At 66.4% G+C, this 16074-nt stretch carries 14 protein-coding genes, 2 tRNA genes and 2 pseudogenes; 6 read left to right on the forward strand and 12 right to left on the reverse strand.

Going from position 1 to position 16074, the window contains the following annotated elements:
• Nucleotides 1-31 precede the first annotated feature (31 nt).
• The 10 genes from RH858_RS02810 to RH858_RS02855 all read right to left on the reverse strand — a co-directional run bounded on the left by RH858_RS02810 (nt 32) and on the right by RH858_RS02855 (nt 8680).
• On the reverse strand, nt 32-826 hold the full coding sequence (locus RH858_RS02810) for a 2-amino-3,7-dideoxy-D-threo-hept-6-ulosonate synthase (RefSeq protein ID WP_259533754.1): 795 nt from the start codon (nt 824-826) through the stop codon (nt 32-34).
• A gap of 88 nt (nt 827-914) precedes the next feature.
• Nucleotides 915-1793 carry a tryptophan synthase subunit alpha gene (trpA, locus tag RH858_RS02815; RefSeq protein WP_259533755.1) on the reverse strand — a complete coding sequence of 293 codons (879 nt, stop codon included), beginning with the start codon at nt 1791-1793 and terminating at the stop codon, nt 915-917.
• Complete coding sequence (trpB, locus tag RH858_RS02820) at nt 1790-3064, reverse strand: tryptophan synthase subunit beta (RefSeq protein WP_259533756.1); 1275 nt, start codon at nt 3062-3064, stop codon at nt 1790-1792. The genes trpA and trpB overlap by 4 nt, the downstream gene beginning before the upstream one ends.
• Nucleotides 3061-3852 (reverse strand): indole-3-glycerol phosphate synthase, encoded by a 792-nt coding sequence (gene trpC, locus RH858_RS02825; protein ID WP_259533757.1) that lies wholly within the window; start codon nt 3850-3852, stop codon nt 3061-3063. The genes trpB and trpC overlap by 4 nt, the downstream gene beginning before the upstream one ends.
• Before the next feature lie 102 nt (nt 3853-3954).
• Complete coding sequence (locus tag RH858_RS02830; protein WP_259533758.1) at nt 3955-4179, reverse strand: hypothetical protein; 225 nt, start codon at nt 4177-4179, stop codon at nt 3955-3957.
• 88 nt (nt 4180-4267) lie between these two features.
• Nucleotides 4268-6634, reverse strand: coding sequence for a phosphoenolpyruvate synthase (gene ppsA, locus RH858_RS02835; protein ID WP_259533759.1), 2367 nt, complete (start codon nt 6632-6634; stop codon nt 4268-4270).
• A 90-nt stretch (nt 6635-6724) separates the two neighbouring features.
• Nucleotides 6725-7042 carry a DUF5785 family protein gene (locus RH858_RS02840; protein WP_259533760.1) on the reverse strand — a complete coding sequence of 106 codons (318 nt, stop codon included), beginning with the start codon at nt 7040-7042 and terminating at the stop codon, nt 6725-6727.
• Between the two features lie 87 nt (nt 7043-7129).
• Nucleotides 7130-7213: transfer RNA gene (locus RH858_RS02845), tRNA-Ser, on the reverse strand.
• A 63-nt stretch (nt 7214-7276) separates the two neighbouring features.
• A complete protein-coding gene (locus RH858_RS02850) occupies nt 7277-8041 on the reverse strand; it encodes a hypothetical protein (protein WP_259533761.1) in 765 nt (254 codons plus the stop codon).
• Nucleotides 8042-8071: 30 nt separating this feature from the next.
• Complete coding sequence (locus RH858_RS02855; RefSeq protein WP_259536433.1) at nt 8072-8680, reverse strand: uracil-DNA glycosylase family protein; 609 nt, start codon at nt 8678-8680, stop codon at nt 8072-8074.
• Between the two features lie 186 nt (nt 8681-8866).
• Between RH858_RS02855 and RH858_RS02860 the strand changes: the two genes are divergently transcribed.
• From RH858_RS02860 to RH858_RS02880, 5 genes and pseudogenes are all read left to right on the forward strand, one after another.
• Nucleotides 8867-8941, forward strand: a tRNA-Met gene (locus tag RH858_RS02860).
• Nucleotides 8942-9035: 94 nt separating this feature from the next.
• Nucleotides 9036-10373: a DNA polymerase IV gene (locus tag RH858_RS02865; protein WP_310561089.1), complete on the forward strand. Its 1338-nt coding sequence runs from the start codon at nt 9036-9038 to the stop codon at nt 10371-10373.
• Between the two features lie 86 nt (nt 10374-10459).
• Nucleotides 10460-11341: a 5'/3'-nucleotidase SurE gene (locus RH858_RS02870; protein WP_259533763.1), complete on the forward strand. Its 882-nt coding sequence runs from the start codon at nt 10460-10462 to the stop codon at nt 11339-11341.
• Nucleotides 11342-11447: 106 nt separating this feature from the next.
• Nucleotides 11448-12127 (forward strand): annotated as a pseudogene (locus RH858_RS02875) (Hint domain-containing protein); the annotation flags it as partial.
• A 4-nt stretch (nt 12128-12131) separates the two neighbouring features.
• A pseudogene (locus RH858_RS02880) lies at nt 12132-13664 on the forward strand (DUF87 domain-containing protein); the annotation flags it as partial.
• 45 nt (nt 13665-13709) lie between these two features.
• Here RH858_RS02880 and tpiA read toward each other — a convergent pair.
• Entirely contained in the window at nt 13710-14354 is a 645-nt protein-coding gene (gene tpiA / locus RH858_RS02885) for a triose-phosphate isomerase (protein ID WP_259533765.1), read from the reverse strand.
• 135 nt (nt 14355-14489) lie between these two features.
• Between tpiA and RH858_RS02890 the strand changes: the two genes are divergently transcribed.
• On the forward strand, nt 14490-15227 hold the full coding sequence (locus RH858_RS02890; protein WP_259533766.1) for a DICT sensory domain-containing protein: 738 nt from the start codon (nt 14490-14492) through the stop codon (nt 15225-15227).
• A 288-nt stretch (nt 15228-15515) separates the two neighbouring features.
• Here the strand turns inward: RH858_RS02890 and RH858_RS02895 are convergent, their stop codons facing one another.
• Nucleotides 15516-16052 carry a multiprotein bridging factor aMBF1 gene (locus RH858_RS02895; protein WP_259533767.1) on the reverse strand — a complete coding sequence of 179 codons (537 nt, stop codon included), beginning with the start codon at nt 16050-16052 and terminating at the stop codon, nt 15516-15518.
• Nucleotides 16053-16074: the final 22 nt, after the last annotated feature.

The raw sequence follows: 16074 nt of genomic DNA on the forward strand, positions 1-16074 counted from the left end.
ACGGTAGCGACGGGACGACTCGAGTTCCGTCTCACTCGCCGCCAGCGAAGCCACCCTGCCGCAGGGCCTCCTCGACCCCGACGTCGTCGTGGACGACCGCGGAGACCGCCCGTGCGATCGCCCCCGGGTCGTCGTGCTGGAAGATCGACCGTCCCATCGAGACGCCAGCGGCGCCGCCGTCCATCGCTCCCCGCACCATCTCGACGGTCTCCCGATCGGTCCCCTTCGAGCCGCCGGCGATCACGACCGGCAGTCGAGTCGACTCCGTGACGTGGATAAACGAGCCGCCGTCGCCGGAGTAGCCCGTCTTCACGACGTCGGCCCCCAATTCCTCCGCCAGCCGCACCGCGTGTCCCAGCGCCTCGGGATCCGACTCGTCGACGCCGGGACCCCTGGCGTACGCCATGGCGAGCACCGGAATCCCCAGGTCTGCCGCCTCCGTCGTGAGTTCCGCGAGATCCTCGATCTGTTTCGGCTCGTACGTCGAGCCGACGTTGAGATGCATCGACACCGCGTCGGCTCCCGCACGGACGGCGTCCCTGACCGTGCCGGTCATTCGCTTGTCGTTTTCGTCGGGGCCGATCGTCGTCGAGGCGTTCACGTGGACGACGTAGCCCGCGTCGTTTTTGTTCGGATGGACGCGAGGGGCGATCCCCTTCTGGGTGAGCACGGCGTCTGCGCCACCCGCCGTCACCGCGTCGATCGTCGATTCGATGTCTTTCAGCCCTTTTACCGCCCCCATGGTGATGCCGTGGTCCATCGGGACGATCAGGTACCGTCCGTCCGTCGAAATCCGTGTGAGCCGCGCGTCGATTCCCGGGTTCATCGTTCGTATGTTAGAGTGTATCAATCGTCGGTATGTAGCTTGCGAAGCACGCTCGCGTAAGGCCGTTGCGGTCCCGGCGGGGGTTGCGTCATTTTTGCCCCCGCGTTGCACCGGCCTTCAGTTCGCGGGCCTTCGCTTCGATGCGATCGGCGACGTCGTCGGCGGCGTCACCGTTCTCGACCCCTTCGGCGACGATGTCCACCAGCGCGGAGCCGACGATGATCCCGTCGGCGCCGGCTGCGACGATCCGTTCGGCCTGCTCGCCGTCGGCGATCCCGAAGCCGACCGCCTTGGGCACCTCCCAGTCGGCGACCCGCGCGAGGCTTTCTTCGGTCTGGTCGGAGACGTCAGCCCGGGCGCCAGTGGTTCCCAGCCTGGCCTGGACGTAGACGTAGCCTGACACGAGCTCGCGCATCCGGTCGAGTCGCTCCCCCCGGGTCGTGGGGGCCACGATGAAGATCAGGTCCAGCCCGAACTCGTCGCACGCCTCCCGCAACGGGCCGGCCTCCTCGGCGGGGAGATCCGGGACGACGAACCCCGAGAGCCCGGCCTCGGCGGCGCGCTCGACGAACGCCCTCGGACCGCCCCCGTCCTCGCGCTCCGACGCCGGGTGGCGGCCGAACTGGTAGATCAGGTTGTAGTAGGTCATACAGACCAGCGGGACGTCGACGTCGAGCTCCTCGACGAACGCGAAGAAGCGCTCGGGGGTCATCCCCCCCTCGAGTGCCCGGACGATCGCCCCCTGGATCGTCGGTCCCTCGGCGATCGGTTCCGAAAAGGGCAGTCCGAGCTCGATCACGTCGGCACCGCCGCGCGCCAGCGCCTCGACGTACGCGAGCGACGACTCGTAGTCCGGATCACCGACCGCAAGGTACGGCACGAACGCCGGTTCGCCCCCGAAGGCAGCCGCGAGCGCCGCGTCGTTGGCGACCGTCCCGATAGCCCCGGATCCATCCGCTCGACTCATCGCAGTCCTCCCGAGAACAGCGACATGTCCGGGGCGTTCCCGATGTCGCGTTTCTCGGTTTCCTCGATCACCGTCTCGAGGTCCTTGTCACCCCGCCCCGAGACGGTGACGACGACGAGGTCGCCGAGGTCGTCCCGCTGTTGTTCGAGGTAACCGAACGCGTGGGCAGTCTCCAGCGCCGGGATGATCCCCTCGTCGGTCGAGAGTCGGTGAAACGCCTCGAGGGCGGCGTCGTCGTCGACGTTCGTGGCGGTCACCCGCCCCTCGTCTGCGAGCGCTGCCAGTTCGGGGCCGACGCCGGCGTAATCGAGTCCCGCCGACACGGAGTGAGACTCCATGATCTGACCGTGACGATCCTGGAGGAGTTTCGTCCGCGCGCCGTGAAGCACACCCTCTCCACCGGTCGACAGCGTCGCCGAGTTGGGCGCGACGCCCGCCTCCTCGTCGACTGACAGCGAGGAGCCGCCCGCCTCGACTGCGTACAGATCCACGTCCTCGTCGCCGAGAAACGCCTCGAAGGAGCCCATGGTGTTCGACCCGCCGCCGGCACACGCGAGCACGGCGTCGGGGAGCCGTCCCGTTTTCTCCTGTACCTGCGACCGTGCCTCCCGGCTGATGACCGCCTGGAACTCCCGGACCATCGACGGGAACGGGTGGGGACCCACCACGGAACCGATCACGTAGTGGGTGTCCTCGACGGTCGCCGCCCAGTCGCGCATGGTCTCGGAGATCGCCTCCTTGAGTGTCCCGCGGCCGGTGGTCACGGGCTGTACCTCGGCCCCGTTTATCTTCATCCGGAAGACGTTCGGGCGCTGGCGGTTGATGTCAGTCTCGCCCATGTAGATCGTACAGGGCATGTCCAGATGCGCCGCAGCCATCGCGGTCGCGGTGCCGTGCTGGCCGGCGCCGGTTTCGGCGATGATCCGGTCTTTACCCATGTACTTCGCCAGAAGCACCTGTCCGAGGGCGTTGTTCAACTTGTGTGCCCCGCCGTGGAGCAGGTCCTCGCGCTTGAGATACACCTCGGTGTCGTACCGCCCGGAGAGGCGGTCCGCACGCTGGAGCGGCGTCGGCCGGCCGCCGAAGTCGTCGAGCCGGCGGTGGAACTCCTCCAGAAAGTCGTCCTCGTTTTCGAGCACGTACCGGCGGTAGGCGTCCTCGAGCTCCTCGAGCGCCGGCATCAGCGCCTCGGGAACGTACTGGCCGCCGTACCGGCCGAAACTGCCGTCGTCCGCTGCGTTCTCGTCGTCGCTGTGGGTTGCGTCGGTCATGTCTGCTCCTCGGTGGCGGCAGCGAGCCGCCGGGTGTTCTCCGCGGGATCGCCGTCCATGATCGCCGAGCCGACCAACAGTGCGTCCGCGCCCGCAGCCCGCATCCGCCTGACGTCCGCGGGTGTCGACACGCCGGATTCGGCGATCAGCGTCACGTCGTCGGGAACCGCCGGTGCCACGCGCTCGAACGTCCCCAGGTCCACCTCGAGCCGTCCGAGGTCTCGGTTGTTCACGCCGACGATCTCCGCGCCCGCCTCGAGCGCGTCCTCGAGTTCGTCTGTGTCGTGGACCTCCACGAGCGGTTGGAACCCGCGGTCGCGGGTCGCCTCGATCATTTCGGGCAGATCATCGCCCAGGAACCGCGCGATCAACAGCGCGAGGTCGGCCTCGACGGCGTCGAGCTGTGCGGGCGACAAAAGGAAGTCCTTCCGGAGCACCGGCACGTCGACCGCCTCCCGGACCCGCGCAAGTGCCTCGGGACTCCCGCCGAAGTGGTCGGGTTCCGTGAGCACCGAGATCGCGGCGGCGCCACCTTCGACCATCGCCCGCGCGAGTTCAACGGGGTCGTCCGTTCGTTCCCCCTCCGTCGTCGGACTCGTCGGCTTTACCTCCGCGACGATCGGCACCCGACCGTCGGCCGCTGCCGCGGCGAACGCGTCGGCCACGGGTCGCGCGTCGACCGCGATCCGGTCGCCCCCGGAAGGCCCGGAGTCGGACGGTTCCCGGGTGCGGGCCGACGCGAGAATCGACCGGACTTCGGATGCGAGCCCTTCCTCTGTTTTTACCATCTATGTCCATCAATGTACGTTTATGTTCATAAGGCTGTCGCTGTGTGCACGTTCGACGCGGAGACACGGGTCGATGCAGGTACGGAAGGATCGGCCGCGGACTCAGTCGCCTGCGTCGTCGGGATTACCGGGGTCACCAGGATTCGGTTCCGCACCCGCGATGGCGTCCTCGAGGCCGTCCCGGACGGCCTCGTCGATCCGGTTTTCGCCCCTAATTTCGCGGTCGTAGTTCTCTTGTTGTGGCTCCGTGACGCGTTCGTCACCAGTGACGGCGACGAACAGGTCGGCGAGTTCGCGGCTGCGGTCGGTGGATTGACTACTGCTCATACACCCGGTTTGGTACCGAAACACATAGTCTCGACACCTACCCAGTCAGGCTGTCGAAGATACCGAAAGAAAGTCAGGAAGTGGAGACCTACCGCACCGAATCCAGGAGCAACTGCTGTTCGACCCGCTTTGCCTCGTGCTGAACGTCACGCACGGCGTCGATGTTCGCCGAGATCGAAGAGACCCCTTCCTCGACGAGGAACCGAACCATCTCCGGTTTCGAGCCGGCCTGTCCACAGATGCTCGTCGCGACGTCGTGTTCCCGACACGTTCGGATGGTGGATCCGATGAGATCCAGCACTGCAGGGTGGAGCTCGTCGAACCGGTCGGCGACCTTCTCGTTGTTGCGGTCGACTGCGAGCGTATACTGGGTGAGGTCGTTCGTCCCGAAGGAGGCAAAGTCGATGCCAGTCTCGACCAGCTCCTCGATCCGGAGCGCGCTGGCGGGCGTCTCGATCATCACGCCCCAGGTGTGTGCGTTCGGGTCGATCCCCTCTTCGCGCATGAGTTGCTTCGCGCGTTCGACGTCGGCGGCGTCGTTCACGAGCGGCAACATCAGCTCGACGTTGTCATAGCCCATGTCGTAAAGGCGCCGGAACGCCGCCAGCTCCGCCCGGAACACGTCCGGTTTGTCCAGACTCCGGCGGATCCCCCGCCAGCCGAGCATCGGGTTGTGCTCGTTGGGCTCGTCCTCGCCCCCCTCGAGTTCCTTGAACTCGTCGGTGGGTGCATCGAGCGTCCGCGCGCGAACTGGCCGGGGATAGAACTCCTCGGCGACCTCGCGAATGCCGTCGACGATCTCGTCGACGTACGCGCGTCGTCCGTTTCGCTGGATGTAACGTTCGGGCGTCTGCCCCAGCGACAGCACCATGTGCTCGATCCTGAGGAGTCCGACGCCGTCCGCCCCGGTGGCTGCCGCGCGCTCGGCCGCCTCGGGGATCGAGACGTTCACCTTCACCTCGGTGGCGGTCATCGGTTTGACAGGGGTCTGTGGCCGGACCTCCTCGGTGGGCTCGAACTCCGCTGCTAGCTGGGCCTCCTCGTCTGTACCCTCCCGGACAGTCCCCTTGTCGCCGTCGATGGTGACCTGCTGGCCGTTCGAGAGCGTCCGGGTGGCCGAGCCGGTGCCCACGACCGCCGGGACACCGAGCTCGCGGGAGACGATCGCGGCGTGGCTGGTCATGCCGCCCTCGTCGGTGACGATCCCGGCGGCGCGTTTCATCGCCGGCACCATGTCCGGCATTGTCATTTCGGTGACGATGATGTCACCTTCCGCCACGGAATCGAGATGATCGAGCTTCGTGACGATCCGGACGGTCCCGCTGACGATCCCCGGCGAGGAACCGAGACCGCTCAACAGGACGTCGCCGTCGCCGTTCGGGCCCTCGTTGCCCTCGTCGTGTCTCCCGTTTCCACCGTTCGACCTCCCCTCGATCGGATCGAGCGATCCCTGATCCCGATCCTCCACGTCGCGGTGTGAATCGGCTCGTGAACCGCCTTCCGACTCCGCGATCGTCGTGACCGGTCGGGACTGCAGCATGAACACATCGTCGCCGACGATCGCCCATTCGACGTCCTGGGGTCCACCGTAGTGAGATTCTACCCGCTCTCCGATCTCGACGAGCCGTTCGATCTCCGCGTCCGAGAGGACGCGCTCGGTCCGGCGGTCCTCCTCGACTTCGACTTCGACCGTCTCCCCGGTGTCAGGATCCTTGCACATCTTCGTCTTCTTGTCGGCGACGGTTACATCAAGGATCTCGTCTGTCCGACGGTCGTACACGTAGTTGTCCGGCGACACCGACCCCGAGACGACCGCCTCACCGAGCCCCCAGGCGGACTCGATGACCGCCTCCGGCTCGCCGGTGGAGGGGTGACTCGTGAACATGACGCCGGACTTCTCGGCGTCGACCATCCGCTGAACGACGACCGCGATGTCGACTGACTCGTTGTCGTACCCCTGGCGGTTGCGGTAGTAGATCGCCCGCTGGGTGAAAAGCGACGCCCAGCAGTCCCTGATCCGTTCGAGGAGGGCGTCCTCGCGGACGTTGAGAAACGTCTCCTGCTGGCCGGCAAACGAGGCGTCCGGCATGTCTTCTGCCGTTGCCGACGACCGGACTGCGACGAACGCCTCCTCCTCCTCGCCGCCGAAGCTCCGGTACGCCTCGAGGATCTCCGTAGCGACGTCTTCGGGGATCTCCGTCCCCGTGATCAGCTCCTCGGCGGTCTCGGCGGCCTCTCTGAGCGCGGCGGAGTCCTCGGGGTCGACATCCACGGCGGAGAACAGTTCTTCCTCGATGCCGGCCCCCTCGATGAAGCGCCGATACGTTCCGGCGGTGACGACGAAGCCCGGCGGCACGGGCAGCCCCGCGTCGGTGAGTTCGCCGAGCGAAGCGGCCTTGCCGCCAACGGTTTCCACGTCGTCGGCTCGAACGTCGTCCAGCCAAATTACTGCCATTCCTGTATCGGGAGGATTCACGACACGCCATATCAAAGTTCCGGAGGCCAAACCGCCGAAAAAGCGCTCACTCGGAGCTGAGTAGTGGTTTCAGGCGTCCCCGCCGACGAACGCTTCGGCGCCCTCGTAGTCCCAGAAGCCGCCCGCTCGCATCGCCTTCCCGACTGCCCTGTGGAGTTCGACGAAGTCCGCAAACTCCTCCTGTTCGACGTGTTCGAAGATGTCCCGCAACGCGACCACCCGCTCGTGGTTGATCCGGATCGGGTCGTCGCCGTACTCCTCGAGGAACGCCTCCTTGGAGAGGGGAAAATCCTCCTCCTCGTCGACCTTCTTTGCGATCACTGCGTGGCCGTACTTCCGCATTCCTTCGCTACCCTCCTCACCGTCGGGATCGTGTGGCCAGTCCATACGGGCCCGTACTCACACCCACCCGATAGAACTTGCGCTCCGAGCGTCGGGCGTCGGTTTCGTCGAAAACGGCGGAAAACCGAGACGCGGTGGGACTGGGATTCGAACCCAGGAGGCCTGACGGCCACCTGCTCTCAAGGCAGGCGCGATAGTCCACTCCGCCATCCCACCACGTTTCGCAGTTGTGTGCGACCCCGCAAATGCGTGTCGGTGTCGACCGGATCCCGCTGCCGGTCAGTCGGACACCAGCGTCGGCTCGCCGTTCTCGATTTCGACGTCGACGTCGAGATCCGAAAGGACAGTGGCCGTGTTGACTGGAACGATCCGTTCGGAGTCGACCCGTGCCCGCAACTGGACCAGCATCGCCGCCAGATCCCGTCCGGTTTCGATGGTCGGCTGCATTTCGACGAAGTCCACCTCGAGGTCGGCGTCCACGGCCCGATCCGCGAGCGTCGACAGCGCCGGCGGCTCCCAGGCGTCCGTAAAGTCGATCGGTTCGCGGAAGCCGGCGTAGTACACCCGTCCGCCGGGCGCCGGGCCGAGCACCGCGCCTGACTGTCGGAGTTTCATCGACGCCGAATCCAGAACCGTCCGGAAGAGGAACGGGACGGTCGGCCGTACGATCGCGACGGAGCTGGCTTCCTCCTCGCGGAGCAGATGCGTCGCGGTGTTGCCCGCCCGCGCGGAAAACGAGGAACCGACCTGGGGTTCGAACCGAACCGAATCCCGGAACTCCGGATCGTCGACCTCGTCGACGACGAGTGTTCGAAGCTGCGCCTCCGGGGGAATGTCGTCGCCGACACCGTCCGGGAAATCCGCCGCCGGGGCGTAGTTCACGAGCAGTGACCCGGCGGATCGCTCGACGGCGCGTACCGTGTCACGAAACAGCGCCTCGTACAGTTCGGCGGCGTCGGCGGCCGAAAGCGGGCTCGTCTCCACCAGTTCCTGGAGTACGTGACCTTCTTCGGGCGGCTCAGCGAGAACGGCGACGATCGTCATACCCGCGGTTCGTGCCGGGTTTCCTTGAACTCACCGTTCCTGGCGGCCCTTCGTCTGCCGGTAATCCCGGCCGAGCACTCCCTCGATGAACTGTTTCACCCACGCCTCCTGTTGCTCGTCGGTCGCGCGTTCGGGCGCGAGCATCGGCACCAGTTCGAACCCCCGGCCCCGGATCGTCGTCGCGTGCGCCGCCTCGATGTCGAACGCCTCCGGCGGGCTGGTGGTGTACTCGACGGCGAGTGCCGCCAGGGTCCGGCCGCCGACCGGGACGATGACGTGTGGGTTGATCATCCGGATTTCGGCGGTCAAAAACGGGTCGCAGGCGCCGATCTCGTCGTCGGATGGGTTCTCGGGACCGTGACACCGAGTGAGATGGGTCACATACGCGTTGTCGAGAGGCAGTTCCCCAATTCCGTCGGAGCCTTCATCGGCGGCGATGTCGGGGTCCTCGTCGACCAACCCAACCGCCTCCAGGATCCGACCGAGGTCGGTGCCCTCGAGGATCGGATCTCCGGCTTCGTCGGCTTCCGGTGACGGTGCTTCGGCGACGAACAGGAAGTCGGCCGCGACGTCGCCGTAGCCGTGAACCACGTTCGATCGCGTCTCACAGCGACGGCAGTTCTCGCAGGTCTCGTCCATGCCGAACGGGTTCGAGGGCGTGTCCTGTCTGGCGTCCACGGCCTCCAGTTCGACCGGACGGCCAAAACGCTGTGGGTCGACCTGCTCCTCGAGAGCGTTACAGACAGCCGGAACGAGCGGTGCGGAGAACTGGCATACGGCGAACGAATCACAACCCTTAACCGTCATACCCGATTTTTTTCTGGTAGCGGGATGGGATAGCCAGGAGATTCCGCCGGGCTCATAACCCGGAGATCGGTAGTTCAAATCTACCTCCCGCTACTCCCACTTTTCCGGTTTCACCACGGACGGAGAATTTTCCAGTTTCACCACGGACAGCGAAGGTTAACGGTCGTCCGACACCCATTTCCCGTCGATGGAGGCAGCCCGACTGCCCGGTACCGCCGACGAGGACGACCAGCGGATCGTCCTGCACGTCGATATGGACTGCTTTTACGCCTCCTGCGAGCGGCTGCGCGAGCCCGAACTCGAGGGGGAGCCGGTGGTCGTCGGCATGGGGTACGAGGCCGGCGAGACGAACGGTGCGGTCGCGACCGCGAGCTACGAGGCGCGCGAGCACGGCGTCGAGAGCGCCCAGCCGATCTCCCGGGCGCTGGAGCAACTGCCGCGGATCGACGGCGAGACGGCAGACGGGACGGACACCGATCACCGGGGACACTACCGGCCGGTCGACCTGGAGTTCTATCGAACCGTCGCAGCGGACGTGAAGTCGGTGTTACACGACTGCGCCGACGTCGTCCGGGAGGTGAGCATCGACGAGGCGTACCTGGACGTCACCGACCGCACCGGGTGGGATCCGGTTCCCGGCGGCGATCCGAGTGGGGCGGCGGGGCCGGCCGAGACCCGCCGGCTGGCCGAGGGGTACGCCAGACACGTGATCGAGCGGATCGACCGCGAGGCCGGCGTGCCCGCCAGCGTCGGCGTCGCACCCAACATGTCGACCGCGAAGATCGCCTCCGACTTCGACAAACCTAACGGTCTGACGGTGGTTCCACCGGGCCACGTCAGGGAGTTCCTTTCGCCGCTTTCGACCGCCGAACTCCACGGCGTCGGTCCGGTGACAGCCCGTGAACTCTCGGAGCAGGGGATCGAAACCGCCGGCGATCTAGCGGCGGCGGACCCGACGGAACTCGAAGCGCTGTTCGGCCAGCGCGGTCGGGAGCTGTACGCCCGGGCCCGCGGCGACGACGACCGCGAGGTGACGCCGACCGGTCGGCCGAAGAGCCTCTCGCGGGAGTCGGCATTCGCCGAACCGGTACGCGAGGGAGAGCCGAAACGCGAGACAGTCCGGGCGCTCGCCGCGGACGTCGCCGACCGCGCCCGGAGCCGGGAGGCGCTGTACCGGACGATCGGGATCAAGGTCGTCGAACCGCCGTTCGAGGTGAACACCCGCGCGGAGTCGCTCTCGGGCCCCGTCGACGATCCCTCGCTGGTCGAGGAAATTGCCCTGGACCTACTCGAGGAGTTCCACGACCGGCGGGTACGCAAGCTCGGCGTGCGCGTCTCGAACCTCTCGTTCGAGGCGGGGGATCAGGCGACGCTCGGCGGATTCGAGGGGGCGGACGCCGGGATCCGAGACGACGGAGACGAGGACGACGGAGACGAGGACGACGGGCACACCAGCTCGAGGCCGTCGCGCTTCCGTCGGGGCTCCGGCCAGGCCGCGCTCGACGAGTGGACGGAAGACGGGTGAGGCGTCGACGCCGTACGGGGAACCCGGGACGAAAGGACCGACGTCCGGTACGTTCTTGTACGAGAGCGACCCATCTCCCGAAACCAGTGACCCGGCCGAGGATCCTTCTCACCAACGACGACGGCATCGACGCCCCGGGGCTCGCGTCGCTGTACGAGGAGCTGACGGCGATCGCCGACGTCACCGTGATCGCCCCCGCGGAGAATCAAAGCGGCGTCGGACGCACCCGCAACGGCACCGTGACGGTTTCCGAGAGCCCTCGCGGCTACCGGGTGACGGGGACCCCAGCCGACTGCGTGGCGTTCGGCCTCGGCGGCGGCGTGAGCGCCGAGTTCGATTTCGTCGTGGCGGGCGTCAACGACGGCCCGAACGTCGGAAACTACGTCGTCGGCCGGTCGGGAACGGTCGGGGCCTGCATCGAGGCCTCCCTCCTCGACACGCCCGGTATCGCCGTGTCCGCCTACCACTCCCGGGACTACCACTGCTACCCGGCCGAGCGCTACGAGTTCGATCGGCCGGCTGTCGTCGCGCGGCGGCTTCTGACTCGGCTCTCCTCGACGAACGCGGCGACGGACATCGACGTGCTGAACGTGAACGCCCCGGTCGATCTCGCGGCGGCGCCGCTTCGGCTCACCAGCCTCGTCGTCGATTACTCCCAGCGCGTCGAGTACGACCCCGCCGACGGCTCGGTGACGGACGGCTACCACGAGTCGATTCCCGACCGGGACGCGAGCCGGGGCGATCCGGACGGAACCGACGTCGAGTTGATCGACAAGACGTGGCCGCACGTCGAAGGCTACGAGAACCCGCTCGAGGGAGCGGCCCGCTACCGGGATCGGTATCCCGAAGCCAGCGACCGACGGGCGCTCATCGACGGCGCCGTGAGCGTCTCGCCGCTCTCGTCGTCCCTCTCGGCGGTCGATTCGCCGGCGCTCGCCTCGCTGGTGGAGACGATCGACGAGACGTGAGGGCCGTAACGAGCGGCGATAATCCATGACGGAACGTGAACGAGGCGTCTGACGTGCGTCCGACAACGGGCAACACCTTTGCCATCGCCACGTGGAACCTACGCCAATGAGCGACGACGCGAAGGACGAAGAAACCATTCACGTCGCGGAAGCGAGCGCCGGACCGGGCGCGTCCCCGGACGTCGAACCCGGGTCGCCGATCGAGATCCCCGCGGTCGAACTGCTCACCGGACGGGGGTTCGTCACCGGAAAGTCGGGGTCGGGAAAGAGCATCCTCGAGGGAACCCCTGTCGAGACGCTCGAGGGTCCGAAACCCATCGAACACGTCACCGAGGGCGAACGGGTGCTCTCTATCGACACCGACACCGGCGAGCCCGCCTTCCGGCCCGTCAGGGCGAGCATCCGGCACACCGACGACGACCTCCTCCGGATCGAACTCGAAGACGGGACCGAGATTGTCGGCACCGGCGACCACAGCTTCCTCACTCGCGAGGACGGCGACCGGGGGGAGATCGTTCCGGTTCGCGGCGACGAACTCGAGGCGGGTGACCCGATGCCGACCTCGCCGACACACGTGGAGGGTCGCGCCTCGTCGCCCCAGGCGTCCCGAACCCGTGCCGACGGTGGGATTGCCGCGACGCCGACCGCGACCGCGTGTTCCCCCTCGAGCGACGACGTCCGCTGGCAGCAGGTCGCCTCGATAGAACCGTACCCCGGCGAATACGAGGTGTACGATCTCGACGTCGCCGGCACGGACACGTTCCTCGCGAACGGCGTGTTCGTCCACAACTCCAACACCGCCTCCGTCTTCGTCGAGAACCTGCTGGCGGAGAACCTCAACGTCCTGATCGTCGACACCGACGGCGAATACTACGGCCTCAAAGAGGAGTACGAGATCCTCCACGTCGGCGCCGACGAGGAGTGTGACATCGTCGTCTCGCCGGAACACGCCGAGAAACTGGCGAACCTCGCGCTCGAACAGAACGTACCGATCATCCTCGACGTCTCGGGCTACCTGGAAGAGGACGTCGCGAACGAACTCCTTTTGGAGACGACGAAACACCTCTTTGCGAAGGAAAAGAAGCTCAAAAAGCCGTTTTTGCTCGTCGTCGAGGAGTGTCACGAGTACATCCCCGAAAGCGGCGGAATGACCGAGACCGGGAAGATGCTCATCAAGGTCGGGAAACGGGGGCGGAAACACGGGCTCGGCATCGTCGGCATCAGCCAGCGCCCCGCCAACGTCAAGAAGGACTTTATAACCCAGTGTGACTGGCTGGTCTGGCACCGACTCACCTGGGACAACGACACGAAAGTCGTCGGTCGGATCCTCGGATCCGATTACGCCGACGCGATCGAAGATCTGGACGACGGTGAGGCCTTCCTGATGCGCGACTGGGCGGACTCGATCGATCGGGTGCAGTTTCACCGCAAGCAGACGTTCGACGCCGGTGCGACGCCGGGGCTCGAGGACTTCGAGCGCCCGGAACTCAAAAGCGTCTCCGGGAACCTCGTCTCCGAACTCGAAGAGATCAGCGACGAAAAGGAGCGCCAGGAATCGAAGATTGCCGACCTCAAACAGGAACTCGACCGCAAGCATGCGCGGATCCAGCAGCTCGAACAAGAGCTCGAGGAGGCGCGGGACCTCTCGCAGATGGCCGACCAGTTCGCCCAGGCGCTCCTGGGCCGAGCGGAGGCACCTTACCGGGGGGGGCAGGGCCGAAACCTGCACCGCGAGGAGGTGTCCGACCAGTCGGTACTTCCGGAGTACGAATCGGACGGAGCCGATGGCCCCGAAGATCGGAACCCCGATACTCGAGGTGAAACGACGGGTCGAAGGGAAACGGAGGCTCCAGGCGAAGCCGAGTCTCCAGGTGAAGCCCGTTCTGCAAACGAAACAGAGGGTTCGGGCGCAGCCGATGTGCCGGACAGCCGTGCCGCGAACGGCGGCCCGGTTGCACCGATCGACGCCGCCGACGTCGCGGAGGCGGCAATGGAGTTCGCGGCCGACGTCCGGCTCGGCACGAGAGAGGCAGTCATCCGCGAGCTTCGCGACCGGATCGAGTCGCTACCGGAGCTTTCCAGGCGGATGCTCGATCACTACCGCCGGGAGGGGACGAGCGAACCGGTCGCCGCCCACATCGACGCCGGCGGCGACGGCGACAGACAGCTGGCGTACGGACGCAACCGACCAGTCAGGACCGCCGGACTGATCCGCCACACCGGCCAGGGGGAGTACACCTACGCGATTCCGGAACTGGTCCGGGACGCGTACGCGGATCGCCTCGGCGACGACGAGGTCGAAGAAATGGTCGAGGCGATCGAGGAAGCGCTCGACGACGAGACTCCCGAGGACGAAAACTGACGCCTCTCAGATCTCGCTGACCAGATCCCACAGCACCGCCTCGGGATCGTCGGCCTTGGCGACCCCCGACGCGAGCAGCACGCCCTCGGCACCCAGTTCCTGTGCGGCGGCGACGTCAGAGCCCGTCGAGACGCCGGCACCACAGAACACCGCCACGTCCTCGTCGACGGCGGCGGCGGCGTCGACGGCGTCCTCGACGATTCCCGGATCCGCGGTCGACACCGAGACGTCGCCGCCGATCAGCTCCGGCGGTTCGACCGCGACGGCGTCGGGACTGAGCGCGGCAGCAGCACCGACCTGCGCGGGATTGTTCGCACAGACGACCGTCTCGAGACCCGCCCGTTCGGCCGCCGACAGCGCGCCGTCGACGTCGGCCAGACGGAGCCGTCGCTCGGAGTGGTTTATGAGGGTCCCTGCGGCACCGGCGTCGGCGACCGCCTCCGCGAGCGTCGAGCCGGTGTGGCTCCCGTGTTCGACCGGGGAGACGTGCTGGGCCCACGTCTCCGCGCCGGTGTCGTGGATCGCGCGCAGTTCGGCCGCCTGCGGGGCGACTGCCATGCGGACGCCGGACTCCTCGCTCACTTCCCGGACCGCCGCGGCGACGGCAGGTCCCTCACACGGGTACGCCTTCAGGTTCACCAGAACGAACATACCGTGAGTGGTGGCCCGCGTGGCCAAATAGCTTCACGATCCGGACACACTTCGGTCGGTCGAGCCGGCACGCGAACCGAACAAGTGGGAGTAATTGTCAAATACCTGCTTCTCGAAACCCCGAACGAAACCGAGATGTCCCTCACCGAGCTTATCGCCGGCGTCGAATCCTACGAGAAGACGCTTTCGGTGATCAACGCGGACGACGACGTCGTCGCGGATCTCCGCGAGCGCTTTGCGGATCGGAACCTCCGGATCGAGACCGCGACGATGGATGGAGGTCCCGAGTCGTTCGGCGTGCTGGGACAGACGGGGACGTTCCTGACGGCGATCGATCTCGATGAACTGGCAGAACCGGAAACACAGCGGGATCCGGAGTTCGTTGCCGGCACGTACCGTCCGATCCTCGATCACCTCGACGAAACGATGTTCACCTCCTACTCTTCGAGGGAGATGCTCGCTGCCTCCCGCGAGATCGAGGACCGCGCCTGGCGGATCGGTGCGGGCAAGCTCCACGCCGGATTTCAAACCCTCGAGGTGTTTTCGAAGGAAGCTGCTACCTACGAACGGCTCGGAAGCAAACAGGGGTTGTCGGTGCACGCGTACGCCGTGCCCGAGGGGACACCCCCGAACCTGAAACACGTCACCCTCCACGTCGAACGGAACACCGAGATACGGAAGACGTGGTTTGTCGCCTACGACGGTGCCGGCGTCGACGACAACAAGTGCGCGCTGCTGGCCGAGGAGCGCGAGGACGGCGACTACTACGGGTTCTGGAGCTACGATCCCTCCACGGTCGACTACATGATCGACCACCTGACCGCCACGTACGGCTTCGCCGAACCCGACGACCGCGACGGCGTGACGCCGTGACTTCCGCTCGGCCCGGCGGCGAAGATTCCTCCGTAGGTAACTGGTTGCGTTCCCGGTTCTCGCAGTCCAATACTTAAAAACACCCTGGGCAGTGCTCGAGGAACACGTAAGTGAAACAGGGGACCGTTCGAACAGACCCCTCGAGATGCAGTGCGTACAGCATCCAACTCTCCTCCTCGTCGTTGTACCGGGAGCGAGGGCCGAAGGCCCGAGTTATCGGCTTTGTCCCTCGAGCGTTTTCACCGAGCGGTCCTCCGAAAGCGAACCCGAGGCAGAAAAAGGTCGTTGCTAGTCTTTCCGCTTGACTACGTCGCCAAGCGTCATCGTCCCCGTCGAGTCGCTGGACCACTCGGAGTCTTCGACGTCCTCGCCCTCGAGGAGCGAGATCTCGAGTTCCCGCTCGAGTTTCTTTTGAACGTCGTCGCTGGGGAGAATGTCGCCGCGTTCGAGCTTCCGAATCAGGCTCGCCTTCTCGTTGAGCTTCTTCGCGAGCTCCTCCTGGCTCATGCCGGTCGACTCGCGGGCGTTCCGGATCCGGTCGTCGTAGTCGGCCGCGAGCTCGTCCATCTCGTCGAACATGTCCCGCCGGCGCGACCGGGAGGATCCGCCCGACCCCGTGCTTCCGGCGCCCCCGCCGCCGGAGTCGCCCGATGCGGTGCCCGAACTCGAGGTCGTGGAGTACTTGCTCCCCGAGGAACCGGTAGACTCGGTGCGGACCTCCGTGCCGAACTCCGAACAGGAGTCACAAAGCTCCAGCTCGGCGCCTTCGACCTTGGTCGTGGTGAGGGACGGCTTCTCCGCACCACACATCTCACACTGGGGCATACACGTCCGTACCGCCGCCGAG

Source organism: Halalkaliarchaeum sp. AArc-GB (assembly GCF_031432225.1).
GTDB lineage: Archaea > Halobacteriota > Halobacteria > Halobacteriales > Haloferacaceae > Halalkaliarchaeum.

Bases quoted from the DNA above. Each gene is read 5' to 3' on its own strand.
- ppsA (WP_259533759.1), bottom strand. From the start codon at position 6,634: ATGGCAGTAATTTGGCTGGACGACGTTCGAGCCGACGACGTGGAAACC.
- RH858_RS02810 (WP_259533754.1), bottom strand. From the start codon at position 826: ATGAACCCGGGAATCGACGCGCGGCTCACACGGATTTCGACGGACGGA.
- RH858_RS02865 (WP_310561089.1), top strand. From the start codon at position 9,036: ATGGAGGCAGCCCGACTGCCCGGTACCGCCGACGAGGACGACCAGCGG.
- RH858_RS02895 (WP_259533767.1), bottom strand. From the start codon at position 16,052: ATGCCCCAGTGTGAGATGTGTGGTGCGGAGAAGCCGTCCCTCACCACG.
- trpB (WP_259533756.1), bottom strand. From the start codon at position 3,064: ATGACCGACGCAACCCACAGCGACGACGAGAACGCAGCGGACGACGGC.
- trpA (WP_259533755.1), bottom strand. From the start codon at position 1,793: ATGAGTCGAGCGGATGGATCCGGGGCTATCGGGACGGTCGCCAACGAC.
- RH858_RS02830 (WP_259533758.1), bottom strand. From the start codon at position 4,179: ATGAGCAGTAGTCAATCCACCGACCGCAGCCGCGAACTCGCCGACCTG.
- RH858_RS02840 (WP_259533760.1), bottom strand. From the start codon at position 7,042: ATGGACTGGCCACACGATCCCGACGGTGAGGAGGGTAGCGAAGGAATG.
- RH858_RS02855 (WP_259536433.1), bottom strand. From the start codon at position 8,680: ATGGACGAGACCTGCGAGAACTGCCGTCGCTGTGAGACGCGATCGAAC.
- trpC (WP_259533757.1), bottom strand. From the start codon at position 3,852: ATGGTAAAAACAGAGGAAGGGCTCGCATCCGAAGTCCGGTCGATTCTC.
- RH858_RS02890 (WP_259533766.1), top strand. From the start codon at position 14,490: ATGTCCCTCACCGAGCTTATCGCCGGCGTCGAATCCTACGAGAAGACG.
- RH858_RS02850 (WP_259533761.1), bottom strand. From the start codon at position 8,041: ATGACGATCGTCGCCGTTCTCGCTGAGCCGCCCGAAGAAGGTCACGTA.
- tpiA (WP_259533765.1), bottom strand. From the start codon at position 14,354: ATGTTCGTTCTGGTGAACCTGAAGGCGTACCCGTGTGAGGGACCTGCC.